The organism is Hydrogenophaga sp. T66, assembly GCF_057219855.1.
The window spans coordinates 768,813-794,371 of the sequence record NZ_JBXVVX010000001.1 but is presented as its reverse complement, the minus strand read 5'-3'; the positions used below and the strand labels follow the sequence as shown (position 1 = coordinate 794,371).

The window sequence follows — 25,559 nt, the reverse complement described above, 5'->3', positions numbered from 1 at the left end:
TGGTCAGAACGCGTCGACCGGCAGGGCGGTGACGGCTTCGGCGCCTTCGACGATCGCATCGCGGGTGGCCGGCGCGCGGCTGAGGATGTGGTCGGCGTAAAAACGCGCGGTCGTGATCTTGGCCTGCATGAAGCCCACGTCCTGTCCCTTGGCCGACAGCGACTCGGCCACGAGCAAGGCGCGGGCGAGCTGCCAGCCGGCCATGAGGTTGCCGGCCAGCATCAGGTAGGGCACGCTGCCGGCGAAAGCGGCGTTGGGGTTGGCGCGGGTGTTGGCGGCGATGAAGTCGACCACCTCCACAAAGGCCTGGCGGGCGGCGGTGAGGCGGCGGCCGACGGCGCGGGCCTGCTCGCTGCCGGCGGCCAGCTCGGCTTCGGTCTTCTCGATCTGCGCGGCGATCGCCTTGGCCGACGCACCACCATCCCGGGCGGTCTTGCGACCGACCAGGTCGTTGGCCTGGATCGCGGTCGTGCCCTCGTAGATGGTGAGGATCTTGGCGTCGCGGTAGTACTGGGCGGCACCGGTCTCCTCGATGAAGCCCATGCCACCGTGCACCTGCACGCCCAGGCTGGTGACCTCCAGGCTCATCTCGGTGCTGTAGCCCTTGACCAAGGGCACGAGGAATTCATAGAAGGTGGCGTTCTGCTTTCGCACTTCGGCGTCCGCATGGTGGTGCGCGGCGTCGTAGGCGGCCGCGGCAACGCTGGCCATCGCGCGGCATCCCTCGGTCACGGCACGCATGGTCATGAGCATGCGCTTGACGTCCGGGTGGTGGATGATCGGCGCCGCGGTCGTGAAGCTGCCGTCCACCGGGCGGCTCTGCACGCGGTCGCGCGCGTATTGCACGGCCTTCTGGTAGGCCCGCTCGCTGATGGCGATGCCTTGCACGCCCACCGCGTAGCGCGCCGCGTTCATCATGATGAACATGTACTCCAGGCCACGGTTTTCCTGGCCCACCAGGAAGCCAACCGCACCGCCGTGGTCGCCGTACTGGAGCACCGCCGTGGGGCTGGCCTTGATGCCCATCTTGTGTTCCACGCTGACGCAGTGCACGTCGTTGCGCGCGCCCAGCGTGCCGTCGTCCTTGACCATGAACTTGGGCACGACAAACAGGCTGATGCCCTTGACGCCTTCCGGCGCCCCCACCACGCGGGCCAGCACGAGGTGGACGATGTTGTCCGCCATGTCGTGTTCGCCGTAGGTGATGTAGATCTTGGTGCCGAAGATCTTGTAGGTGCCATCGGGCTGCGGCTCGGCGCGGGTGCGCACCGCGGCGAGGTCGGAGCCGGCCTGCGGCTCGGTCAGGTTCATCGTGCCAGTCCACTCACCGCTCACGAGGCGGGGCAGGTACTTGGTCTTCATGTCGTCGCTGCCGGCGGTGAGCAGCGCCTCGATGGCGCCGTCGGTGAGCAGCGGGCAGAGCGCGAAGCTCATGTTGGCGCTGTTGAGGATCTCGCCGCAGGACGCGCCGATCGTCTTGGGCAGACCCTGGCCACCGAAATCAACCGGGTGCTGCAAACCCTGCCAGCCGCCCTCGGCGTACTGGCGGTACGCCTCCTTGAAGCCGGGCGTGGTGGTGACCACGCCGTCTTTCACGAAGGAGGGGTTCTTGTCGCCCTCCCAGTTCAGCGGCGCGATCACGCCCTCGTTGAGCTTGGCGCACTCCTCCAGCACCGCCTGCGCGGTCTCCAGACCGGCGTCCTCGAAGCCCGGCAGAGCCGCCACCTGGTCGATGCGGGCCAGATGCTCGATGTTGAACAACATGTCTTTGAGGGGCGCGGTGTAGCTCATGGTCAGGACGGTGGTTGGAGGAACGGGTGGATCGACAAGAAAACGCCGGCGCGGGCCCTCGAGACCCACGCCGGCGCATGCATCGGGTTCAGAGCGACTTGATCAGCGCAGGCACTGCCTCAAAGAGGTCGGCCTCCAGACCGTAATCGGCCACGCTGAAGATTGGGGCTTCCGGGTCCTTGTTGATGGCGACGATGACCTTGGAGTCCTTCATGCCCGCCAAGTGCTGGATGGCGCCGGAGATACCACAGGCCACGTACAGCTGGGGCGCGACGATCTTGCCGGTCTGGCCAACCTGCCAGTCGTTCGGGGCGTAGCCCGCGTCCACGGCGGCGCGGCTGGCGCCGAGGGCGGCACCGAGCTTGTCGGCCAGCGGCGTCATGACTTCGTTGAACTTCTCCGACGAGCCCAGCGCACGGCCGCCCGACACGATGATTTTGGCGGCGGTGAGCTCAGGGCGGTCGCTCTTGGCGATCTCGCTGCCCAGGAAGGCGCTGCGACCGCTGTCGGCCACGGCAGCCACGGTCTCGACCGAGGCGCTGCCGCTGGTGGCCGCGGCGGGGTCGAAGCCGGTGGTGCGCACGGTGATGACCCGGGTGGCGTCGGTGCTCTGCACGGTGGCGATGGCATTGCCGGCGTAGATCGGGCGCTCAAAGGTGTCGGCGCTCACCACCTTGGTGATGTCGGACACCTGGGCCACATCGAGCAGCGCGGCCACGCGCGGTGCGACGTTCTTGCCGCCGGCGGTGGCGGGGAACAGGATGTGGCTGTAGCCCGCGGCCAGCGCCACCACCTGGGCGGCCACGTTTTCGGCGAGGCCGTGGCCGAAGCCGGCGCCGTCGGCGTGGATCACCTTGCTGACGCCGGCGATCTGGGCAGCGGCGGCGGCCGCGGCAGCGGCGTTGTGGCCGGCCACGAGCACGTGGACGTCGCCACCGCAAGCGGCGGCGGCGGTGACGGTGTTGAGGGTCGCGCCCTTGATGGCGGCGTTGTCGTGTTCGGCAATGACGAGTGCGGTCATGGGTAATCTCCTGTGTGCAGCGCGGGGGTCAGACCACTTTGGCTTCGTTCTTGAGTTTGTCGACCAGCGTGGCCACGTCGGCCACTTTGATGCCGGCGCCGCGCTTGGGCGGCTCGCTCACCTTGAGCGTCTTGATGCGCGGCTTCACGTCCACGCCCAAATCCTCTGGCTTGACCGTGTCCAGCGGCTTCTTCTTCGCCTTCATGATGTTGGGCAGCGTCACGTAACGCGGCTCGTTCAGGCGCAGGTCGGTGGTGACCACGGCCGGCAGGGCGAGCTGCAGCGTCTCCAGACCGCCATCGACTTCGCGGGTGACGGTCGCCTTGCCGTCGGCCACCTCAACCTTGCTGGCGAACGTGGCCTGCGGCAGGCCAGCCAGCGCGGCCAGCATCTGGCCGGTCTGGTTGCAGTCGTCGTCGATCGCCTGTTTGCCCAGGATCACGAGCTGGGGTTGTTCCTTGTCGACCAGTGCCTTGAGCAGCTTGGCCACGGCCAGCGGCTGCAGTTCTTCGGCGGTCTCCACGAGGATGCCGCGGTCGGCACCGATGGCCATGGCGGTGCGCAGCGTCTCCTGGCACTGGGCCACGCCGCAGGACACGGCGATGACTTCGGTCACCACGCCCTTCTCCTTCAGGCGCACGGCTTCTTCCACCGCGATCTCGTCGAACGGGTTCATCGACATCTTCACGTTGGCGATGTCGACGCCCGTGCCGTCGCTCTTGACGCGCACCTTGACGTTGTAATCCACCACGCGCTTGACGGGGACGATGACCTTCATGTTGCTGTGCTCCAGGTTGGTGAGGAATCCGTGCAATTGACGTGCACGTCAACTCGGCATTGTAGGGGGCGGTGCGGGGGTGAACCGTCCGACCAGAAAATCGAACGATCGTGCTTTTTCGGCATTATAGCCAGCCACCCACCAGCAGCGGCAATGCCTGAGTGCCGCCCGGCGGTTGCGTGGAACCGCTCGATTCGCCAACCAATCGGTCGGTTAATTCGGGTAAGTCTGGAGCCTCAGCGACAGGCCCTTCGCCTACAGTGCCGGCACCCACCCTTCCGCACCCCCACAGGAGCCTTCATGAAGTCCCGATCCCTTGCCGCCGCCCTGTTCAGCGCCGGCCTGCTGGCCGCCGGCACCGTTGCCGCCCAGACCACCTTCACCGTCTCCACCTGGCTGCCGCCCACCCACGCCGCCAGCACGGCGCAGAAGAACTGGTGCGATCTGCTGGAGAAGGAAAGCGCAGGCCGCATGAAGTGCAACATCCTGCCGCGCGCGGTGGTGGCTGCCCCGGGCACGTTCGACGCCGTGCGCGACGGACTGGCCGACATTTCCTACACCGTGGACGGCTACACCCCGGGCCGCTTCATCTTCACCCAGGTGGCCGAGTTTCCGTTCCTGGGCGACAGCGCGGTCAGCACGTCGGTGGCCTATCAGCGCATCTACAACAAGTATTTCGCACCGCTGGGCGAGCACCGCGGGGTGAAGGCGCTGGCCGTGTTCACCCATGGCCCGGGCGTGATCTTCAACGCCAAGAAGCCGGTGACCTCGGCGGCCGACGCCGCGTCGCTGAAGTTCCGCATCGGTGGCGGCAACATCAACGAACTGTCCAAGGCGATGGGCTGGAACACCACGCTCAAGCCGGCCACGGAATCGTTTGAACTGCTCTCCACCGGCGTGATGGACGGCACCTTCTTCCCGGACGAGTCGGTGACTTCCTTCAAGCTGAGCATGATCAAGCACGCCACCACCTTCCCCGGTGGCCTGTACAACACCAGCTTCGTGTTCATGATGAACCAGGCCAAGTACAACAGCCTGGCGCCGCAGGACAAGGCGGTGGTCGACAAGATCTCCGGTGAGGTCGCGGCCCGCCTGTTCGGCGAAGGCTGGGACCGCATGGACGCGGCCAGTCGCGAGAACCAGAAGAACCAGGGTGTGGCCCGCATCCAGGCCGACAAGGCCTTCGTCAAGGCGGTCATGGACAAACAGGACTACCTGGAAACCACCTGGGCCGCCCGGGCGCAGGTGCGCGGTCTGAAGAACCCGCGTGACGTGCTCAACGAGTTCCGCGCCGAGATCAAAAAGGTCAAGTAACCCCTCACGCTGATCCGCGGCAGGCCGGCGCCGTCGCCCGCGAGGGTGGCCGCCGGCCTTGCTGCATCGGCCGAACGCCATGCACGCTTTCCTTGACCGCGCCCTGCGCTGGACCTGCGGCCTTGTGGCCGCTCTCGCCCTGTTTGCCATCATGTGGCTCACCGTGGTCGATGTCACCGGCCGCAAGTTCTTCAGCCACTCCGTGCCGGGCGGGCTGGAGATCACCGAGATCCTGATGGTGATCGTGATCTTCGGCGCACTGCCACTGGTGTCGTGGCGCCACGAGCACGTGGTGTTCGACTCGCTGGATGGTGCGCTGCCCGCGGCCGTGCGGCGGCTGCAGGCGCGCCTGGTCCACCTGATCAGCGCCGCGACGTTCGGGCTGCTGGGCTGGCTGCTGACGATGCGCGCCGAGCGTCTGGCCGAGTACGGGGACATGACCGTGGCGCTGGCGCTGCCGATCGCGCCGGTGGCGTGGCTGATGGCGGGGTTGCTGTTTGCCACGGCCGCGGTGCACCTGCTGTTCGTGTTTCACGAGGCCCCGGCCGAACGCGAAGGGGTGCAAGCATGATCGAGGCGCTGCTGGGATTCGTGGCGGTGTTCGTGCTGGCATTCCTGCGGATTCCGCTGGCGTTGGCGATGTCGCTGGTGGGACTGGTCGGGCTGGGCCTGATGCGCGGCTGGGTGCCGGCGTTTGCCAGCACCAGCCAGGTGATCTTCGAGACCGGCTTCCAGTACGTGCTGTCGGTGATCCCGCTGTTCGTGCTGATGGGCAACTTCGTGGCCCGCGCCGGGATGGCACGCGAGCTCTACACCGCCGCCAATGCCTTTGTCGGTCACCGGCGCGGCGGGCTGGCGATGGCCAGCATCATCGCCTCGGGGGGCTTTGGCGCCATCTGCGGCTCCTCGATCGCCACCGCCGCCACCATGACGCGAGTCGCCTACCCGGAGATGAAACGCCACGGCTACCGCGACACGCTGGCCGCCGGCGCCATTGCCTCGGGCGGCACGCTGGGCATCCTGATTCCGCCCTCCACCATCCTGGTCATCTACGGCATCATCACCGAGACAGACATCGGCAAGCTGTTCATCGCCGGCATCCTGCCGGGGCTGGTGGCGATCACCTGTCTGTGTCTGGCGGTGATCGTGATCACCTGGCGCGACCCGTCCGCCGGCCCGCCGGGCGAACGCGCGACCTGGGCCCAGCGCTGGGCGGCGGTGCGCGGCATCTGGGGTGTGGTGGTGCTGTTCGCGCTGGTGATCGGCGGCATCTACGGCGGTGTGTTCACCGCCACCGAGGGCGCCGGCGTGGGAGCAGCCGGCGCTTTCCTGTTCGCACTGCTGCGCGGCACGCTGAGCTGGAGGACGCTCGCCCAGATCCTGCTGGAAAGCACGCGCACCACGGCGATGCTGTTCACCATCCTGATCGGCGCGATGATTTTCAGCAGCTTCGTGAACTTCACCAGCATGCCGGGCGACCTGCGGGACTGGCTGCTGCAGTTCAGCCCCCACCCGATCATGGTGGTGGCCGCGATGATGGCGATCTACGTGGCGCTCGGGCTGGTGATGGAAGAGCTGTCGATGGTGCTGCTGACCATCCCGGTGTTCTTCCCGGTCATCGTGGGCCTGGGCTTCGACCCGGTGTGGTTCGGCATCCTGATCGTCACGGTGGTGGAGATCGGCATGATTTCACCGCCGGTGGGCATGAACCTGTTCGTGATGAACTCGCTGTTGCCCGACGTGAAGCTCACCGACATCTTCCGCGGTGTGTGGCCGTTCGTGCTGGCCGACATCGTGCGACTGTGCATCCTGATCGCCTTCCCGGCGATCGCGCTCTGGTTACCCAGCCTGATGTGAACCGGGGGGCCCGTCGCCCCGGGCCACGTGCACCACACGCTGCGGGTAGGGAATCTGCACACCGTGCTCGCGCAGCGAGCGCAGCACCGCCAGGTTGACCGCCGAGCGCAGGTTGAGCTGACCGTTCTCCGGATCGCTGATCCAGTAGCCCAAGGTGAACTCCAGCCCATCGGCGCCAAAGGCCGACAAGGCCGCGGCCGGACCGGGCTCGGTCAGCACGCGAGGCTGAGCGCGCGCTGCCTCTTCCAGCAGCCGCATGACCAAGGCCACGTCGCTCTCGTAGGCCACCGACACCACGGTGGATTGCCACACCTTGGAGTCGGCCAGCGACAGGTTCTCCACGCGATTGATGATCAGCAGTTCGTTGGGCACGATGGACTCGCGCCCCGTCGCCGAGCGGATCACGGTGTAGCGTGCGTTGATGTCGGTGATGCGGCCCTCGAAGTTGTCGACCCGCACGTTGTCGCCGATGCGCATGCTGCGCTCGGCGAGGATGACGAAACCGCTCACGTAGTTCGACGCGAGCTTCTGCAGGCCAAAGCCCAGGCCCACGCCGATCGCCCCGCCCAGCACGGACAGGGCAGTCAGGTCGATGCCCACCGCGGACAGCGCGACCATCAGGCCGACGAACATCAGCAGCGCGCGGGTCAGGTTGCTCACCGCCTTGCGCAGCGACAAATCGCCACCCACGGCCTGCTTGAGCAGCCGCGCCTCGATGGCGGCCGACACCCACAGGCTCAGGATCAGCACCGCCCCGGCGGTCAGGACGCCTTCGATCAGCGTGCGCAAGCTGATGGTCGAAGCGCCCAGCTTCCAGGTGATCTGGTCCAGTTCGTTGAGCACGACCGGCAGCAGGCCGCTGACCCACAGCACCATGCCCAGCCAGGCCACCCAGGAGATCGTGCGCTCCAGCACACGAACCCACGGGGCGCTGGTGAACGCCGCCTGCAACACCTTCACGCCGACCCGGATCACGACCAGCGACACCAGCACCGGGATCACCACCTGGAAAGCCACCAGCGGCATCGCCTGCGCCAGCGCCGCCCGGGCGACATAGCCCAGCAAGAGCAAAAGCAGCGGGAACAGCACACCGTCCACCAGCCGGCGGCCGAACAACACCGAGCCCGAAGCATCCTGCAACTTCAGCGCGCGTCGCACCGCCCACGCGATGCCAAAGGCCACCAGCACCATCCCGGCCAGCACGGCCAGCTCGGTGAGCACCGTGGGCTGCAGGAAGGCCTGGAACCAGGCGTTGAAGTCGTCGATGGGTTGCGGACGGGTGGTCGTCATGGATGGGGAGAGGAAAACCGGCCGCGGAACGCGGCGAATGCTTCGCGGGGCGGGTCAGCCGCGCCAGGACGGCGGGCGCTTGTCGATGAAAGCCTGCACGCCCTCCTGCGCCACCGGGTGGGCGAGGTTGCAGGCCATGGTCTGTCCTGCCAGCTGATAGGCCGACGCGATGCCGGTCTCCAGCTGGCGGTAGAACAACTGCTTGCCGATGGCGAGCGCTTCGCGCGGCCGCGCCAGCAGCTTGGCGATGAGACGCTCAACCTCGGCTTCAAGTTCCTCGGGCGGCACCACGCGGTTGATCAGGCCGCGGCGCTGGGCCTCGGCGGCGTCGATGAAGTCGCCGGTGAACAGCATTTCCAGCGCCGGCTTGACCGCGATGTTGCGCGACAAGGCCACGGCCGGGGTCGAGCAGAACAGCCCGACGTCGATGCCATTGACACCGAAGGTGGCGCCGTCGGCCGCCACGGCCAGGTCACACTGCGCCACCAGTTGGCACCCCGCGGCCGTGGCCAGGCCCTGCACCCGGGCGATCACCGGCACGTCCAGCGCCCGCAGCGACATCATCAAACGCGTGCAGCGCGCAAACAGATCGCGGTAGTAGGCCTCGTCGGGACGGGCGCGCATTTCCTTGAGGTCGTGGCCGGCGCAGAAGGCTTTGCCCTCGGCGCCGATCACCAGCGCCCGCGCCCCCGGGTCGGCGGCGACCGCGTCGATGCCGCGCTGCAGGGCAGCCAGCATGGCCTCGGACAAGACGTTGAACGCGCGCGGGTGGTTCAACTCCAGGGTATGCACACCGCGAGGATCGTGGTGGTGAAGCAGGATGTCTTGATCCATGCCAATGGCTCCATGAACAACAGGGGTTGAACGATGCCCGGCCAGACGGGGCCGCACACCGCAGCGCGGCCGCTCACACGCCTGCCAGCACGCGCAGGTGGGCTTCGACGCTGCGGCCCAGGGCGCTGAGCGCGTAGCCACCCTCCAGGCAGCTCACGATGCGGCCGTGCGCGTGGCGCTCGGCGACGGCCTTGAGCTGTCCGGTGATCCAGGCGTAGTCCTGCTCGACCAGCCCGAGCTGGGCCATGTCGTCCTCGCGGTGGGCGTCAAAGCCCGCGCTGATGAACAGCATCTCCGGACGGAAGGCGTCGAGGCGGGGCAGCCACAAGCTGTCGACCAGCTCGCGGATGTCCATGCCGCGGGTGTAGGCCGGTACCGGCACGTTCAGCAGGTTGGGCGCGCTGCTGTGGTCCCACGCGGGGTAGAAGGGGTGCTGGTAGAAGCTGCACATCAGGATGCGCTCGTCGCCGGCGACGATGTGCTCGGTGCCGTTGCCGTGGTGCACATCGAAATCGACGATGGCCACCCGCTTCAGGCCGTGGCGCTCCAGCGCGTACTTGGCCGCCACCGCGACGTTGTTGACGAAGCAAAAACCCATGGCGCGGTCGCGCGTGGCATGGTGCCCGGGCGGACGCACGGCGCAGAAGGCGTTGCTCAGCTCGCCGGCGATCACCGCGTCGGTGGCGTCGATGGCGGCGCCAGCGGCCACCAGGATGGCGTCCCAGCTGTGGGCGTTGATCGAGGTGTCGGGGTCGACGGCGGCGTGGCGCGGGCCGCCGGCGGCGATGTCGTCGCGCAGGTTGTCGCTCAGGCCGCGCAGCGCCGCGAGGTGCAACCGGTCGTGGGCGAGTTCGAGGTCGGCGAGCGCGGCCGGGGTGGCGTCGCGGCGCTCCAGGGCGATGTCCAGGCCGCTGGCCAGCAGCCGGTCTTCGATGGCGCTCAGGCGCTCGGGGCACTCGGGGTGACCGGCACCCATTTCGTGGCGCCAGCACAGCGCGTGGGTGAAATAGCCGGTGGCCTGTCTCATGGCGGAAATACGGTTAAGGTTCGCGGCATGCAAGCCGACGCAACGATTCGACAGCTGCTCAGCCAGCTTAACACGGTGATTGTGGGAAAAGCCGCGCAGGTCAGCGACTGCGTGGCCTGCCTGTTGGCGGGAGGGCACCTGCTGATCGAGGACGTGCCCGGCGTGGGCAAAACCACGCTGGCCCACGCGCTGGCCCAGTCCTTCGGGCTGCAGTTCGCGCGGGTGCAGTTCACCGCCGACCTGATGCCGACCGACCTGATCGGCTTGTCGATCTACGAACGCGGCCGCGAGGGGTTCGTGTTTCACCCCGGCCCGGTGTTCGCCCAGGTGTTGCTGGCCGACGAGATCAACCGCGCCAGCCCCAAGACGCAGAGCGCGCTGCTCGAGGCGATGGAAGAAAAACAGGTGACGGTGGAGGGCCAGACGCGGCCGCTGCCGGAGCCGTTTTTTGTGATCGCGACGCAAAACCCGCACGACCAGCTCGGCACCTACGCGCTGCCTGAGTCGCAGCTCGACCGCTTCCACATGCGCCTCTCGCTGGGCTACCCGGACCGGGCCGCCGAGCGCGAGCTGCTGCGCGGCGAAGACCGCCGCGCCATGCTGGATGCGTTGCCGGCCGTGCTGGGACCGGCGGATCTGGCGCGGCTGCAGCGCGCGGTGCTGGCGGTCCACACGGCCGAGCCGGTGCTGGACTACCTGCAGGACATCGTTCACGCCACGCGCTCGGGCCGCTGGTTCGTGCAGGGGCTCTCGCCGCGCGCGGCACTGGCGGTGGTGCGCGCGGCCAAGGCACAGGCGTTCCTGAGCGGGCGCGACTATGTGGCGCCCGACGACATCGCAGCGATCCTGCCGCAGACCACCGCGCACCGGCTGGTGCCCGTGCGGGACGCGGGCCGGGGCGCGGCCGAGCAGGTGCGCGCCATGCTGGACGCGGTGCCCCTCCCCTGACCATGGCCAGCCCGCGCAGCGCGTCCGGCGCCCTGCCCTCCGGTCTGTCGGCCGCGGCACGGCGGGGGTTGCCCGGCTGGGTGAATCCGCTGGGTGCGCTGCGCCGGCGCGCCCAGGTCTGGTTCCACGAGCGCCTGCCGGCCAGCGACACGGTCACGCTGACCCAGCGCAACGTGTACATCCTGCCCAGCCGGGCGGGCTGGATGCTGGCGCTGACGCTGCTGATCCTGCTGGTGGCGAGCATCAACTACCAGCTCAACCTGGGCTACCTGCTGACCTTCCTGCTCGCCGGCGCGGCCGTGGTGGGCATGCATGTGTGCCACGGCAACCTGCGCGGCCTGACGCTGCATCTGGCCCCGCCGGCGGCGGTCCATGCCGATGCGGCGGTGCGGCTGGACGTGCGCCTGAGCCACACCCGGCGCCGCGAGCGGCCGGCGATCGGGCTGGCGGTGTGGCCCCGCGACGGACAGCCACCGGCGCTGGCGTGGACCGATGTGCCGCCCCAGGGGGACGCCACGGTGCAAGTGACGTGGCAGGCGCCGGGGCGCGGGCGCCACGCCGTGCCGGCGCTGATGGCGCAAACGCTCTACCCGCTGGGCACCTTCCGGGTGTGGACCGTGTGGCGCGTGGCCAGCGAGGTGCTGGTCTACCCGGCGGCCGAGGCCACGCCCCCGGCGCTGCCGCCCGGCGAACCGCAACCCGGCACGGGCGGCAGCGCGCGCGCCCAGGCCAGCGGCGAATTCGACGGCGTGCGTCCCTACCGCCGCGGCGATCCGCTCAAGGCGGTGGTGTGGAAAAAGGCCGCGCAGGCCTTCGCCGGCGGCCGCGACGACCTGGTCAGCCGCGACGCGCAGAGCAGCCAGCGCCAACAGCTCTGGCTGGACCACCAGCGCTGCGGCGGCGCGGGCCTGGAAGGCCGGCTCTCGCGCCTGACCGCCTGGGTGCTGATGGCGGACCGGCTGGGCGTGGACTACGGCCTGCGGCTGCCGGGTCGCGAGATCGCACCCGACCAGGGCCCCGCCCACAAGGCCCGCTGCCTGGAGGCGCTGGCGCTGTGCTGACCGCTGTCTGGCCCACCCGGGGCGCGGCGCTGCCGCGCGAGACCCGCGACACCTGGTTCCTGCTGGCGGTGATCGGCTGGATCGTGGCGCTGCAAACGCCCCACCTGCCGTGGTGGTGCACAGCGCTGGCCGCGGGGGTGCTGGCCTGGCGCGCGCGGCTCGCCGGCCAGGGCGCGCCGCTGCCGCGCTGGCCGTGGCGGGCGGGCCTGCTGGTGCTGGCGCTGGGTGCGACCCACCTCAGCCACGGCACCCTGGTCGGCCGGGATGCGGGCGTCACGCTGATCGTGGTGCTGCTGGCCCTCAAGACGCTGGAGCTGCGCGCCCGGCGCGACGCCTTCGTCGTGTTCTTCCTCGGCTTCTTCACGCTCCTCACCCACTTCTTCTATTCGCAGGCGCTGCTCACCGCCGCGGCGATCCTGGTGGCGCTGCTGGGCCTGCTGACGGCGCTGGTCAACGCCCACCGCCCGGTGGGCCGCCCGCCGCTGTGGCAGTCGGCCCGAACCGCCGGTGCGCTGGCGCTGATGGGCGCGCCGATCATGCTCGTGCTGTTTCTGCTGTTCCCGCGCCTGGCGCCGCTGTGGGGCATGCCGAACGACCCGAACACCGCCCGCAGCGGCCTCTCCGGGGAAATGCAGGTGGGGCAGGTGGCCCGGCTGGCGCTGGACGACTCGATCGCGCTGCGCGTGAAGTTCGACGGACCGCCGCCGCCGCAAGGGCAGCTGTATTTCCGCGGCCCGGTGCTCAGTGGCTACGACGGCCAGCGCTGGACCCCCCTGGTCTCCGACTTTCCACGCCAGCTGGCGCTGCCGTCCAACGTGCGTGTGCGCGGCGAGCCGGTGCGCTACGAGGTGACCATGGAGCCCCACGACCGGCCGTGGGTGTTCCTGCTGGAAGCGGCGATCAACCCACCCGAGGTGCCGGCCACCGAGGTGCGCATGAGCACCGAGCTGCAGTGGCTCACGCGGCGGCCGATGGGCGCGCTGGTGCGCTACCGGGCCGAGAGCTACCTCGACTTCCGCCACGGACCGACCGACTACGCCCTCGCGCTGCAAGACCACCTGAACCTGCCGCCCAGCTACAACCCGCGCACCCTGGTGCTCGCCCAGGAGCTGCGTCGGCAGTACGGCCCTGGCCCCGACGCCGCGCCGGCGCTCATTCAGGCGGTGCTGGAGCGCCTGCGCACCGGCGGCTACGTGTACACGCTGGAGCCCGGCGCCTACGGCCGCGACACGGCCGACGAGTTCTGGTTTGACCGCAAGGCCGGCTTCTGCGAACACATCGCCAGCAGCTTCGTGATCCTGATGCGCGCCCTGGACATTCCGGCCCGCGTCGTCACGGGTTACCAGGGCGGGGAAGTCAACAACGTCGACGGCTACTGGACCGTGCGCCAGCGTGACGCCCACGCCTGGGCCGAGGTCTGGCTGCAGGGTGAGGGCTGGGTGCGCGTGGACCCCACCGGCGCGGTGGCGCCAGCCCGGCTGGGCAGCCTGCAGCGCGCCGCGGCACCGCAGGGCGCCCTGGCCGGCATGGTCAGCGTGGCGCTGAGTCCCAGCCTGCAGGCCCAGCTGCGCGCCACCTGGGAGGCCATCAACAACCGCTGGAACCAGTGGGTGCTGAACTACACACAGGGGCAGCAGCTCGACCTGCTGCGCCGGCTGGGCTTCAGCGCACCGAGCTGGACCGACCTGGCCTACGTGCTGGCCGGGGTGGTCGGAGCCGTGAGCCTCGCGGGCGCACTCTGGATGTGGTGGGAGCGCCGCCGGCAGGACCCGTGGCTGCGGCTGCTGGAGCGCGCCCGCGCGCGCCTGCAACGGCTCGGGCTCGACACCACCGGCCTGGCCACGCCGCGCGCGCTGGCACTGGCGGTGCGCGCACGCTGGGGGACCGAGCCCGCCGCCGAGGCGGTGGTCGAATGGCTGCTGGCGCTGGAATCGCAGCGCTACGCGCCCCCGGAGCGGCGCGCGCCGCTGGCTGTGTTGCAATCGGGGTATCGCCAGCTCGCCTGGCCCGCTGTCCTGCCCCGATGACCCGTCTGCTTCCCCGGGCGATGGTCGCCCTGGCCCTCCAGGTCGCCCTCACATCCGTTCTCACCGCGCCCTTCGCAGCCCCGGCCCACGCCCGGCCGGAGAAACCCCCGCGGCCCCGCGCCGAACCCGTCTTCACCTACGACCAGTCGCCCGCGGCCATGGCCTTCGCCGCCGATGTGGCCGAGCGCCGGCAGCTCGACCCGGCGTGGGTGCGGGCGCAGATCGGCGCGGCGCGGCGCGTGCCGGCGATCACCCGGGCCGTCCTGCCGCCCCCGCCGGGGCAGCCCAAGAACTGGGCCGCCTACCGGGCGCGCTTCATCGAACCCGTGCGGCTGGCCGCGGGCGAGCGCTTCTGGCGCGACAACGAAGCCGCCCTCGCGCGCGCCGAAGCCACCTACGGTGTGCCGGCCAGCCTCATCGTCGGCGTCATCGGCGTGGAGAGCCTGTACGGCCGCCACCAGGGTACCCACCGCGTGATCGACGCGCTGGCCACGCTCGCCTTCGATTTCCCGGCCGCCCACCCGCGCGCGACCGCCCGCACCGCTTTCTTCCGCGACGAGCTGGAGCAGTTCCTGAGCCTCATGCAGCGCGCCGGCGACGACCCGCTGGCGGTGCGCGGCAGCTACGCCGGCGCCATGGGCTGGCCTCAGTTCATGCCCAGCAGCTGGGTGCGCCACGCGGTGGACTTCGACGGCGACGGCCGCATCGACCTCTTCAACAGCCCCGCCGACGCGATCGGCTCCGTGGCCCACTATTTCCAGAATTTCGGCTGGCAACCCGGCCTGCCCACCCACCACCCGGTGCGTTTCGACGAGACCCGGCTCGACCTGGAGAGCCTGCTCGCACCCGACATCCTGCCCACCTTTGATGTCGCCGGCTTCACCGCCCGCGGCGCCGTGCTGGACGATGCGGGGCTGCGCCACACCGGCAAGCTCGCCCTCGTGAAGGTAGAGAACGGCGACGCCCCGCCCAGCTTTGTGGCCGGCACCGAAAACTTCTACGTCGTCACCCGCTACAACTGGAGCAGCTACTACGCGCTGGCGGTGATCGAACTGGGCGAAGCCGTGCAGGCGCGGCTGCGCGCCGGGCGCTGAGACCCGGCGCGTGCTCCGCGCCTGGCGGGTTTACTGTTTGTTCCCCTCGCCCAGCCGCCGGCCCAGCGACAAGGCGTAGGGTGCGGCGCGGCCGAGCAGCACCGGGTCGGCCGATGGCTCCACGCCCTTGGGCAGGGCCACGGGGTTGAACGTGATGGCGGCGCAATCGCCGCCGGCGTCGGGCTGGACCTGGCGGATGGTCAGCGTGCCGGCGACCACCTTGGGGCGGTCATCGGGCAGCGGCACGACCGCGCTGTTGACGTTGTCACCCGGCTGGGCGAGTTGCAGCACAAAGCGGAATGCCACCGGCGCGGTGGCGACGCGCTGGCGCAGTTCATCGATCAGGAAATCGGCCGGACGGGCCTTGGCTTCCTCGTCGCTGAGGCCCTTGGCACCCTCCACCGGCTCAAACACCCATTTCGCGAAGCGTTTGTTGCCTTGGGCGTTGACGAAGGCAAACGCGTTGACGCCCCAGTAGTTCTGGTTGGCGTAGCTGGCCGGGATGGGCTGGCTGGCGAGGTATTTGCCCTGGAGCAGCACGTCGGGGTTGGCGTCGTTGAAGGCCTTGACCTTGGCCGGATCGGGCTTGCCGGTGGCGGGGTCGGGCTTGCGCGACTCCAGGGCCGCAAACAGCTGTTCGGGGGACGATGCGCCAAACACGGGTGTGTTGATGTTGGCCATCTGCCAGACCTCGCCGCCGGGCAGGTTGAACTGCAACGAGAGGCCGCGCACACCGCGCGCGTTGTCCGGCGCCTTGGGGTTGCCGCCACCCACCGAGAAGCGCGCAATCACCGGCACGGGCTGACCGCTGAAGGCCGAGGCCGTGGACAGCGCACGGCCCTCGGCGGTGCCGACAAAGTCGCCGGCCGCACACACGCCTTTGGCGCCCGAGCGCCGGAAGCCCGGGTGCTTGCCGTTGACCGCCTCGAAGTTGTCGACCATGGCGTTGGGGTTGGCGGCCTGCGCGTGGGCGCTGGCGACGGGCCAGCCGAGGGCGACGGCCGCGGTCAGCGCGGTGACGGCCGACGCCATGGCAGGCCGGGTGGCGGAGGGGATGCGGACAAGGAGGCTCGAACGGGTCATGGGGTTCTCCGGGTGGGTGGCGGGTGTGTGACAACCGGCGCATCCTCGCGCGCCGGGTACCCCCCACTACGCACCACCGGTCTGCCCGGAGGCAGGGAGAAACCCTAGGGAGCAGGCCAGGCCAGGGGGCGGCTCAGACAGCCTGAATGCGGATCTGCACATCCAGCGACTCTTCGCCGCCGCCGCGACGCAGGCCCTTGACCGGCAGGCAGCCGGCGTAGTCGCGGGCGGACGCCAGGCGCACGTGCCGCCGGTCGGTCGGCGCGCGGTGGGTCACGTCCACGCTCATCCAGTGGTGGCGGGACTCGTCCAGGCACACGTCGACCCAGGCGTGGCTGGCGAGTTCGGGCTCGTCCTGCGCGAAGAAGTAGCCGCTCACGTAGCGCACCGCCCAGCCGAGGCCTCGACCGATGGCGGCCATCACGTGGGCCTGGTCCTGGCAGACGCCCAGCTCCCAATCAAAGGCTTCGAGGGCGGTGGTGTCGACCTGCGTGTTGCCCGGGCGGTAACGCACGCGGTCGGCCACCGCGGTGGCGAGGGCCAGGGCGGCGGCTTCGTCGGGCACGGCCGGCAGGTCAGGCAACCGGGCGCGGGCCCACGCGGTCATGCGCGGGTGGGGTTCGGCCAGGGGCGTGGACGCGCCCCGGAAAAAGGCCGGCGGCAGCGGGCCGGTGTCGTCGAAGCGGTGACCGCCCAGCGGCTCGACCTCGCCCCGCGCGGTGATGGACAGCTCGCGCACACCGGCGCTGGCGGGGGCGGTGAAACTCAGGCCGTGGGTGCGGTTGCCCTGGGTGAGCGGGTGTTCGTGCACCGCCACGGGCGCCACGATCTGCCAGTGGCGCACGGCCTGCAGCGGCCCGGACTCGGGCCACAGGTGCAGGGTCTGCACCGAATGCAGGAGCGGCTCGGTGTAGCGGTAGCGGGTGGTGTGAACGATGGACAGCGGCATGCGGCTCCGGGGAAGGACCCGCATTGTGCGCCCGATGGCCCACCGGGCCTGGTGCGTCAGTGGGTCGGCACCAGAAAATCCTGGCTGATGCGCGCGCCCAGCTCGTTGACACGGTCGAGGAACTGGGTGAGGAAGGCGTGCAGCCCGGTCGCGAGGATCTCGTCGATGCGGCCGTACTGCAGGTCGGCCTTGAGCTTGCCGGCGCGGCGCAGGGTTTCGGCGCTGTGGTCGTTGGCCACCACGCTGAGGTTGTTGACCACCTCGTTGAGGCTGGCGGCCAGGCTGCGCGGCATGTCGGCGCGCAGGATCAGGAGTTCGGCGACGCGCTCGGGCGTGATCACGTCGCGGTAGACCTTGCGGTAGACCTCGAAGCCGGACACCGACCGCAGGATCGCGCTCCAGTGGTAGAAGTCGTACTCCTGATCCAGCTCGCTGGCCGCGCCGAAGAAGTCGCTCTGCACGGCGTGGAACTTCACATCGAGCAGCCGCGCGGTGTTGTCGGCCCGCTCGAGGAACGAGCCCATGCGGTAGAAGTGGAAGGCCTCGTCCTGCAGCATGGTGCCCACCGCCACGCCGCGCGAGAGGTGCGAGCGGTGCTTCACCCATTCGAAGAAGGCGCCCGGGTCGCGCTCGAAGTCGCGGGTCTTGAGGTAGCTGGCCAGCTTGAGCCAGGTGGCGTTCTGCGTTTCCCAAAGCTCGGTGGTGAGCGCACCGCGCACGGCGCGGGCGTTTTCGCGGGCCGCGCGCAGGCACGACACGATGCTCGACGGGTTGGACTCGTCGCGCACCATGAAGTCCATGACATTGCGCGGCGTGATGTCCTGACCGTACTTGGCGGTGTAGCTGGGCAAGAGCTCGCTGATCGACAGCAAGCCCTGCCAGCCCACCTGCGCCACGGCGGCGGACTGCGGCAGCAGCGAGGTCTGGTAGTTCACATCGAGCATGCGCGCGGTGTTCTCGGCCCGCTCGGTGTAGCGGGACATCCAGAAAAGGTGGTCGGCGGTACGCGAAAGCATGCTCAGTTCTCCAGAATCCAGGTGTCCTTGGTGCCGCCGCCCTGTGAGGAGTTGACGACCAGGGAGCCTTCTTTCAGGGCCACACGGGTCAGGCCGCCGGGCACCATCTGCACCTCCTTGCCGCTGAGCACGAAAGGCCGCAGGTCGATGTGGCGCGGCGCGATGCCACTGTCCACGTAAGTCGGGCAGGTCGACAGGCTCAGTGTGGGTTGCGCGATATAGCCGTCGGGCTTGGCCTTCACGACAGCGCGGAACTCGTCCACCTCGGCCTTCGTGGCGGCCGGGCCGACCAGCATGCCGTAGCCACCCGCGCCGTGCACCTCCTTCACGACCAGTTCATGCATGTGATCGAGCATGTATTTCAGGTCGTCCGGGTTGCGGCCCATGAAGGTGGGCACGTTGCTCAGGATCGGTTTCTCGCCCAGGTAGAACTCGATCATCTGGGGCACGTAGGGGTAGATCGACTTGTCGTCGGCGATGCCGGTGCCCACGGCGTTGCAGATGGTCACGTTGCCGCTGCGGTACACGCCGAGCAGGCCGGCGCAGCCCAGGGTCGAGGTGGGGCGGAAGACGAGCGGGTCGAGGAAGTCGTCGTCCACGCGACGGTAGATCACGTCCACGCGCTTGGGGCCTTGGGTGGTGCGCATGTAGACAAAGTTGTCCTTCACGAACAGGTCCTGGCCCTCGACCAGTTCCACCCCCATCTGCTGCGCGAGGAAGGCGTGTTCGAAGTAGGCGCTGTTGTACATGCCGGGCGTGAGCACGACGACGGTGGGCTCGGCGGTGGTGGCCGGACTCACGGCGCGCAGCGTCTCCAGCAGCAGGTCGGGGTAATGCGCCACCGGCGCCACGCGGTTGAGGCTAAACAGCTCGGGGAAGAGCCGCATCATCATCTTGCGGTCTTCGAGCATGTAACTCACGCCGCTGGGCACCCGCAGGTTGTCCTCCAGCACGTAGTACTCGCCCTCGCCCTGCGCGTTGGGCGCGCGCACGATGTCGATGCCGGCGATGTGGGAGTAGATCTGGCTGGGCACGGCCACCCCCATCATCTCGGGGCGGAACTGCGCGTTCTGGAAAATCTGGTCGGCGGGGATGTGGCCGGCGCGGATGATTTCCTGGTCGTGGTAGACGTCGTGGATGAAACGGTTGAGCGCGGTCACGCGCTGCACCAGCCCGGCCTGCATGCGCTTCCACTCGTGCGCCGGGATCACCCGGGGAATGAGGTCGAAGGGAATGAGGCGCTCGGTGCCGGCGCCGTCCTCGTCCTTGTCGCCATACACGGCGAAGGTGATGCCGACCCGGCGGAAGATCATTTCCGCCTCCGCGCGGCGGGCCGCCATCACCTCCGGCGGCTGCTGCGCCAGCCAGCGGGCGTAGGCTTCGTAGTGGGCCCGTACCTCGCCGGGCGAGGCGTGCATTTCATCGAACATTGGTCGGCTCATGGGCGTCGTCTCTCCTGCTTCCCAGCATAGCAAGAGACGGGCCAACCTCACCTGACAGGCGCCTCCGACCGGCCTTCGGCCGCGGTCACGGTGGCGGGATCGGCGCGCCAGCGTCGCGGCTGGTCCGCCCGCGCGCAGTCCACCGTCTCGGGCGCGGCGCTGCGCCAGCGCGCCGCGCCGCAGGCCGGCGACGCCACCCAGCGGATGCCGCGCTCGCGCCAGCGCTGCACCACCGCGGCGGCCGGGTGGCCGTAGGGATTGCGAAAGCCGGACTGCGCGATCACCACCGACGGCCGCCACGCGTCCAGGGACTCTGCGCTGCTGGAGGTGGCGCTGCCGTGGTGGGGCGCCAGCAGCAGGTCGAGCCGGCCCACCGCCCCACTGTCGACCAGCTGGCGCTCGCGGGTGGCGTCAAGGTCGCCGGTCAGCAGCGCGGCGCGGCTGCCGTTGTCCACCCGCAGCACGCAGGACATCGCGTTGGTGGACAGGCGACCGCGGCCCTCGCTGTCGAAATCCGCCGGCAGCGGGCGCACCACGGTGAACCGCACGCCGTCCCAGATCCAGCTCTGGCCCGCCAGACACCGCCCGGCGCCGCGGTCTCCCGGCGCGTCGTAGGAGGACCACCAGGCCGCCGCCGGAAAGGCCGCGCGCACCGCCTCGGCGCCGCCGGCGTGGTCGCTGTCGCGGTGACTCACCATCACTGCGGCGGGGGACTCGCCCAGCGCCCGCAGCAGCGGCACCACGATGCGCTCGCCCGCATCGGCTTCGGCGTTCCAGCGCGGCCCGGTGTCAAACAGCAGGCTGTACCGCGCCGTGCGCACCAGCACCGCGCTGCCCTGGCCGACGTCGATCGCCAACACGTCGAACTGTCCGGGCGCCGGGCGCGGCGGCTGCCACAGCAAGGCGGGCGCCATGAGCAGCGGGCCGGCCAGTCGCCAGCGCGGCGGCAGAGGCGCCACCAGCAGCGCCCCACCCGCCAGTGCCGGCAGCGCCAGCGGCCACGGCGGCACCGCCAAAAAGAGGCTGGCGCCGGGCAACGCCGCCAGCGGCTGCAGCACCGCCACCAGGCCCTGCACCGCCCAGCCGCCCGCTGTCCACAGCGGCGCGACCAGCGCGCCCAGCAACGCCAGCGGCGTCACCACCAGCGTGACCCACGGGATCGCCACCAGGTTCGCGACCAGCCCGATCAGCGACACCTGCCCGAACAGCCACAGCGACACCGGCGCCAGCGCCAGCGTGACCACCGCCTGCTCGCGCAACAGGCGGCGCAGGCGCGGCCCGACGCCGGTGGCGACATCGGGCGAGGCGCTGCCAAACAGCACCGCCACCGCCACAAAACTCATCCAGAAGCCGGGAGACAGCAGCGCGGTCGGGTCGAGCAGCGTGAGCGCCGCGAGCACCGCGGTCCAATGCACCGGCCACGGCCAGTGGCGCGCGCCCTGCCGCAAAGCCACGCTCAACGCCAGCATCGCCACGGTGCGCTGCGCCGGCAAGCCCCCGCCCGCCAGCAGCGCGTAGCAAGCGGCCAGCCCGACGCCCGCCCAGGCCGCCAGCGGCGCCAGCGGCCAGCGCCGCAGGAGACCCGGCCAGCGCCGCCCTGCCCGGCGCCCCAGCGCCCCCACCAGCGCCACCGCCAGCCACGCGAAGGCGGTGACATGCAGGCCGGAAATGCTGCACAGGTGGGCAATGCCGGTGGCGCGGAACAGGTCCCAGTCGTCGCGGGCGATCGCCGACTGCTCACCCACCGACAGCGCCGCCAGCACGCCCGCCGCCCGCGGGTCCGGCACCGCGGTGTGAATCCGCTCCACCAGCGTCTGGCGCAGCCAGGCGACCGGATGGCGTCCGGTCTGTGCCTGCCGCTGGGGCATGGGCGTGGCGCGCACCGTGCCGGTGGCACCGATGCCCTGCTCCCAGAGCCAGCGCTCGCGGTCGAAGCCGTGCGGGTTGACCGGGCCCTGCGGCGCGCGCAGCCGCACCGTGATGCGCCAGCGTTCGCCGGCCTGCGCGGGCGCGGCGTCGCCGCCATGGGGCCAGAACAGCAGCAGCCGCGCCGGCACGGCCGTGGCCGCCGGGTCGTCCACGTCGACCCGCAGCCGCCAGCCGCCCACCGCGCGCTGCGGCGGATCGGCCACGACCACGGTGACCGGCAGGTCTCGCCCCTGCAGCGCGGGATCGAGGGTCCCGCCCCGCCGGTCTTCCAGCCGCCAGGCGCCCAGCCCGGCGGCCAGCACCGCCGCCACCAGCGCCCAGGCCAGCGCCGCGCCCGGGCCGGGCGCCCCCCGGACCAGCGCCGCGACACCCACGAGCCCCACCACCCCCACCGCCAGGCTGGCCGGCGCAGGCATGCCGCCGGGCCACGCGAGCATGCAGGCGGTGCCCGCGACCCACCCCAGCGCGGCCGCCACGCCCCGCGTCATCGCCATGTGGCGCGTCTCTTGCTAGTCTTGTGATACCGCCTCACCGCTCCTCCCGAAAGCCCCCATGGCCATCCACGTCGCCCTCAGCCACACCACCCACTACGCCTACGACCGCCGCGTGCGCCTGGGGCCGCAGGTGGTGCGACTGCGGCCAGCGCCGCACAGCCGCACCCGGGTGCTGTCGTACAGCCAGCGCATCGAGCCCGGGCAGCACTTCATCAACTGGCAGCAGGACCCCTTTGCCAATTACCAGGCCCGGCTGGTGTTCCCCGAACCGACCACAGCCCTCACGATCACGGTGGACCTGGTGGTCGAGATGGCGGTGTTCAACCCATTCGACTTTTTCCTGGAGCCCCACGCCGAGCAGGTGCCTTTCGCGTACGCTGACGCACAGCGCCAGGAACTGGCACCCTACCTCGCGACCGACCCGCTTACCCCCCGGCTGGCGGCCTACCTGGCCGGCATCGACCGCGCCCCGCGCCGCACGATCGACTTCCTCGTTGACCTCAACCAGCGGCTGCAACGCGACATCGCCTACACCATCCGGCTGGAGCCCGGCGTGCAGACGCCGGAGCAGACGCTGGCCCTGGGCAGCGGCTCCTGCCGCGACAGCGGCTGGCTGCTGGTGCAGCTGCTGCGCCACCTGGGACTGGCCGCGCGCTTTGTGTCGGGCTACCTGATCCAGCTCGCGCCCGACGTGAAGTCGATCGACGGCCCCAGCGGCCCCGAGGCCGATTTCACCGACCTGCACGCCTGGTGCGAGGTGTTTCTGCCCGGCGCCGGCTGGATCGGCCTGGACCCCACGTCCGGCCTGCTCGCCGGCGAGGGCCACATCCCGCTGGCCTGCACACCGCAGCCGGCGAGTGCCGCGCCGGTGGAAGGGGCGGTGGACGAGTGCGAAGTCGAGTTCCACCACGAGATGCGCGTCACCCGCATCCACGAATCCCCGCGCGTGACCAAGCCCTACACCGAGGGGCAGTGGGCGTCGGTCATGGCGCTGGGCGACGCGGTGGACAGCGATCTGGTGCGCCACGACGTGCGCCTCACCCAGGGCGGCGAGCCGACCTTCGTGGCCACCGGCGACCGCGACGCCGCCGAGTGGAACACCGACGCGCTCGGCCCCACCAAGCGCGGCTACGCCACCGAGCTGCTTGGCCGCCTGCGGGAGCGCTATGGCGCTGGTGGTTTCGTCCACATGGGCCAGGGCAAGTGGTACCCGGGCGAACAGCTGCCGCGCTGGGCGCTGTCGGCCTACTGGCGGGCCGATGGCGAGCCCTGCTGGCACCGGCCCGCGCTGCTGGCCGATGAACGCGACCCCGCCGACCGCAGCGCGGAGGACGCGCGCCGCTTCGCGCAGGCCCTCGCCCGCCGCCTAGGCATTTCCACGCAATACATCACACCCGGCTACGAAGACGCGTGGTACTACCTCTGGCGCGAGCGCAAGCTGCCGGTGAACGTGGACCCCTTTGACAGCAAGCTCGACGACGAGCTGGAGCGCGCCCGGCTGCGGCGCGTGTTTGGCCAGGGCCTGGACGCGGTGACCGGCTACGTGCTGCCGCTGCAGGCCGCTGGCCACCACGGCCGGCTGTCCAGCCACGGCAAGCGCCCGGGCATCGCCACCGGCACGGTGTGGTCCACCGGGCCCTGGTTCGTGCGGGACGAGCGCCTCTACCTCCTGCCCGGCGACTCGCCCATGGGCTACCGGCTGCCGCTGGACTCGCTACCCTGGGTGTCGGCGGGTGACTACCCGTACCACATCGAACCCGATCCGAGCGCTCCGCGCGATCCGCTGCCGCGCGGCACGGCGTGGCGCGCCCAGCTGGCACCCCACCAGGTGGGCGGCGGCTTTGCCGAAGGCGGCACCGTGTCGCTGCAGGGCGTGGCGCTGCAGCCGGGCGACGACGGCAGCGACCCGGCGCAGCGCGGCTCGCTGGCCGGCGCGGCCCCCGCCCAGCCGCTGGACGCGCGCTACCCGCAACGCGGCGAGTCCGCCGCCTGGCTCACGCGGACCGCGCTGTGCGTGGAAGCGCGCGATCCGCAGCGCGCCAATGGCCCGAAGGCGGAGCGGCGCGAGGGCGGCCGCAGTCGTCACCTCTACGTGTTCATGCCGCCGCTGGCCCGGCTGGAGGACTACCTCGATCTGCTCGCGGCGATCGAGGACACGGCCGCGCGGCTGGAGATGCCCATCGTGCTGGAAGGCTACCCGCCGCCGCGCGACCCGCGGCTCAAGCTGCTGCAGGTCACCCCCGATCCCGGCGTCATCGAGGTCAACATCCACCCCGCCCACAGCTGGCGCGAACTGGTCGACCACACCGAGTTTCTGTACGACGCCGCGCACCACACGCGCCTGTGCGCCGAGAAGTTCATGACCGATGGGCGCCACAGCGGCACCGGGGGTGGCAACCACATCGTGCTCGGCGGCGCCACACCGGCGGACTCGCCCTTCCTGCGCCGTCCCGACCTGTTGGCCAGCCTGCTGGCCTACTGGCACAACCACCCGGTGCTGTCCTACCTGTTCAGTGGCCTGTTCATCGGCCCGACCAGCCAGGCGCCCCGCGTCGACGAAGCCCGCAACGACCAGCTCCACGAACTGGAGATCGCCCTGGCGCAGATCGCCGCGGCGATGCCCGGCTCCGGCGCCAGCGGAGCGGCCGGCCAGCCGCCCGCGCCGTGGTTCATCGACCGCACGCTGCGCAACATCCTCATCGACGTCACCGGCAACACCCACCGCAGCGAGTTCTGCATCGACAAGCTCTACTCGCCCGACGGCCCGACCGGCCGGCTCGGCCTGCTGGAGCTGCGGGCCTTCGAGATGCCGCCCCACGCGCGCATGAGCGCGGTGCAGTCGCTGCTGCTGCGCGCACTGATCGCCCGGTTCTGGCGCACGCCCTACCGCGCGCCGCTGGCCCGCTGGGGCACCGCGCTGCACGACCGCTGGATGCTGCCGGCCTTCCTGCGGCTGGATTTGCAGGACGTGCTGGAGGAGTTGCGGCTGTCGGGCTATGCCTTCGACATGGCCTGGTTCGAGCCCCACCTGGAGTTCCGCTTCCCGCTGATCGGACAGGTCGCCGCGCGCGGCATCGAACTCACGCTGCGCGTGGCGCTGGAGCCCTGGCACGTGATGGGCGAAGAAGGCGCGCCGGGCGGCACGGTCCGCTACGTCGACTCCTCGCTGGAGCGGCTGGAGGTGCGTGTGACCGGCTGGACCGACCGGCGCCATGTCATCACCTGCAATGGCCGCGCCCTGCCCCTGCAACCCACCGGCACGGCCGGCGAATTCGTGGCCGGCGTGCGCTACAAGGCCTGGGCCCCGCCCTCGGCGCTGCACCCGGGCATCGGTGTGCACGCGCCGCTGACCTTCGACATCGTCGATGGGTGGATGCAGCGCTCCCTCGGCGGCTGCCAGTACCACGTCGCCCACCCCGGGGGCCGCAACCACGACACCTTCCCCGTGAACGCCTACGAAGCCGAGAGCCGCCGCCTCGCGCGTTTCTTCCGCCACGGCCACACCCCCGGCACGCTGGCCCCGGCCGCGCCGGCGATCGACCCGGAGTTCCCGCACACGCTGGACCTGCGGCGCGGCTGACGGCCCGCGAGGCATACTGGACCG

Annotated in this window: 19 protein-coding genes; 8 read left to right on the top strand and 11 right to left on the bottom strand. The window is 70.4% G+C overall.

Annotation, left to right across the window (positions count from 1 at the left end; genetic code table 11):
* Positions 1–3 precede the first annotated feature (3 nt).
* From AC2D80_RS03665 to AC2D80_RS03655, 3 genes are all read right to left on the bottom strand, one after another.
* Complete coding sequence (locus AC2D80_RS03665; protein ID WP_484631620.1) at positions 4–1,791, bottom strand: acyl-CoA dehydrogenase; 1,788 nt, start codon at positions 1,789–1,791, stop codon at positions 4–6.
* 88 nt (positions 1,792–1,879) lie between these two features.
* On the bottom strand, positions 1,880–2,812 hold the full coding sequence (locus tag AC2D80_RS03660) for an electron transfer flavoprotein subunit alpha/FixB family protein (RefSeq protein ID WP_484631619.1): 933 nt from the start codon (positions 2,810–2,812) through the stop codon (positions 1,880–1,882).
* 28 nt (positions 2,813–2,840) lie between these two features.
* Positions 2,841–3,590: an electron transfer flavoprotein subunit beta/FixA family protein gene (locus AC2D80_RS03655; RefSeq protein WP_484631618.1), complete on the bottom strand. Its 750-nt coding sequence runs from the start codon at positions 3,588–3,590 to the stop codon at positions 2,841–2,843.
* A 300-nt stretch (positions 3,591–3,890) separates the two neighbouring features.
* Between AC2D80_RS03655 and AC2D80_RS03650 the strand changes: the two genes are divergently transcribed.
* The 3 genes from AC2D80_RS03650 to AC2D80_RS03640 all read left to right on the top strand — a co-directional run bounded on the left by AC2D80_RS03650 (position 3,891) and on the right by AC2D80_RS03640 (position 6,761).
* Positions 3,891–4,904 (top strand): TRAP transporter substrate-binding protein, encoded by a 1,014-nt coding sequence (locus AC2D80_RS03650; protein WP_484631617.1) that lies wholly within the window; start codon positions 3,891–3,893, stop codon positions 4,902–4,904.
* A 79-nt stretch (positions 4,905–4,983) separates the two neighbouring features.
* Complete coding sequence (locus AC2D80_RS03645; protein ID WP_484631616.1) at positions 4,984–5,475, top strand: TRAP transporter small permease; 492 nt, start codon at positions 4,984–4,986, stop codon at positions 5,473–5,475.
* Positions 5,472–6,761 carry a TRAP transporter large permease gene (locus AC2D80_RS03640; protein ID WP_484631615.1) on the top strand — a complete coding sequence of 430 codons (1,290 nt, stop codon included), beginning with the start codon at positions 5,472–5,474 and terminating at the stop codon, positions 6,759–6,761. The genes AC2D80_RS03645 and AC2D80_RS03640 overlap by 4 nt, the downstream gene beginning before the upstream one ends.
* On the opposite strand, the gene AC2D80_RS03635 is transcribed toward AC2D80_RS03640, so the two are convergent.
* The 3 genes from AC2D80_RS03635 to AC2D80_RS03625 form a co-directional block, all read right to left on the bottom strand.
* Positions 6,744–8,051, bottom strand: coding sequence for a mechanosensitive ion channel family protein (locus AC2D80_RS03635; RefSeq protein ID WP_484631614.1), 1,308 nt, complete (start codon positions 8,049–8,051; stop codon positions 6,744–6,746). The two genes, AC2D80_RS03640 and AC2D80_RS03635, sit on opposite strands and share 18 nt — an antisense overlap.
* A 54-nt stretch (positions 8,052–8,105) precedes the next feature.
* Positions 8,106–8,885 carry an enoyl-CoA hydratase gene (locus tag AC2D80_RS03630; protein ID WP_484631613.1) on the bottom strand — a complete coding sequence of 260 codons (780 nt, stop codon included), beginning with the start codon at positions 8,883–8,885 and terminating at the stop codon, positions 8,106–8,108.
* A 73-nt stretch (positions 8,886–8,958) separates the two neighbouring features.
* A complete protein-coding gene (locus tag AC2D80_RS03625; protein ID WP_484631612.1) occupies positions 8,959–9,912 on the bottom strand; it encodes a histone deacetylase family protein in 954 nt (317 codons plus the stop codon).
* Positions 9,913–9,939: 27 nt separating this feature from the next.
* Here AC2D80_RS03625 and AC2D80_RS03620 point away from each other — a divergent pair, with 27 nt between their 5' ends.
* The 4 genes from AC2D80_RS03620 to mltB are packed head-to-tail and all read left to right on the top strand — an operon-like array spanning position 9,940 to position 15,042.
* Positions 9,940–10,860, top strand: a complete 921-nt coding sequence (locus tag AC2D80_RS03620) for an AAA family ATPase (protein WP_484631611.1) — start codon at positions 9,940–9,942, stop codon at positions 10,858–10,860.
* Positions 10,861–10,862: 2 nt separating this feature from the next.
* Complete coding sequence (locus tag AC2D80_RS03615) at positions 10,863–11,921, top strand: DUF58 domain-containing protein (RefSeq protein WP_484631610.1); 1,059 nt, start codon at positions 10,863–10,865, stop codon at positions 11,919–11,921.
* Positions 11,915–13,948, top strand: coding sequence for a transglutaminase TgpA family protein (locus AC2D80_RS03610; RefSeq protein ID WP_484631609.1), 2,034 nt, complete (start codon positions 11,915–11,917; stop codon positions 13,946–13,948). The genes AC2D80_RS03615 and AC2D80_RS03610 overlap by 7 nt, the downstream gene beginning before the upstream one ends.
* The gene (gene mltB / locus AC2D80_RS03605) at positions 13,945–15,042 is read left to right on the top strand and encodes a lytic murein transglycosylase B (protein WP_484631608.1); all 1,098 of its coding nucleotides are present in this window, start codon (positions 13,945–13,947) and stop codon (positions 15,040–15,042) included. The genes AC2D80_RS03610 and mltB overlap by 4 nt, the downstream gene beginning before the upstream one ends.
* A gap of 30 nt (positions 15,043–15,072) precedes the next feature.
* On the opposite strand, the gene AC2D80_RS03600 is transcribed toward mltB, so the two are convergent.
* From AC2D80_RS03600 to AC2D80_RS03580, 5 genes are all read right to left on the bottom strand, one after another.
* Positions 15,073–16,125 carry a catalase family peroxidase gene (locus AC2D80_RS03600; RefSeq protein WP_484631607.1) on the bottom strand — a complete coding sequence of 351 codons (1,053 nt, stop codon included), beginning with the start codon at positions 16,123–16,125 and terminating at the stop codon, positions 15,073–15,075.
* Between the two features lie 133 nt (positions 16,126–16,258).
* The gene (locus AC2D80_RS03595) at positions 16,259–17,074 is read right to left on the bottom strand and encodes a transglutaminase family protein (RefSeq protein WP_484631606.1); all 816 of its coding nucleotides are present in this window, start codon (positions 17,072–17,074) and stop codon (positions 16,259–16,261) included.
* A 56-nt stretch (positions 17,075–17,130) separates the two neighbouring features.
* Positions 17,131–18,090, bottom strand: a complete 960-nt coding sequence (locus AC2D80_RS03590; RefSeq protein ID WP_484631605.1) for an alpha-E domain-containing protein — start codon at positions 18,088–18,090, stop codon at positions 17,131–17,133.
* 2 nt (positions 18,091–18,092) lie between these two features.
* Entirely contained in the window at positions 18,093–19,532 is a 1,440-nt protein-coding gene (locus tag AC2D80_RS03585) for a circularly permuted type 2 ATP-grasp protein (protein ID WP_484631604.1), read from the bottom strand.
* A 47-nt stretch (positions 19,533–19,579) separates the two neighbouring features.
* Positions 19,580–21,955, bottom strand: coding sequence for a DNA internalization-related competence protein ComEC/Rec2 (locus AC2D80_RS03580; protein WP_484631603.1), 2,376 nt, complete (start codon positions 21,953–21,955; stop codon positions 19,580–19,582).
* 58 nt (positions 21,956–22,013) lie between these two features.
* On the opposite strand from AC2D80_RS03580, the gene AC2D80_RS03575 reads away from it, so the two are divergent.
* On the top strand, positions 22,014–25,535 hold the full coding sequence (locus AC2D80_RS03575; protein WP_484631602.1) for a transglutaminase family protein: 3,522 nt from the start codon (positions 22,014–22,016) through the stop codon (positions 25,533–25,535).
* Positions 25,536–25,559: the final 24 nt, after the last annotated feature.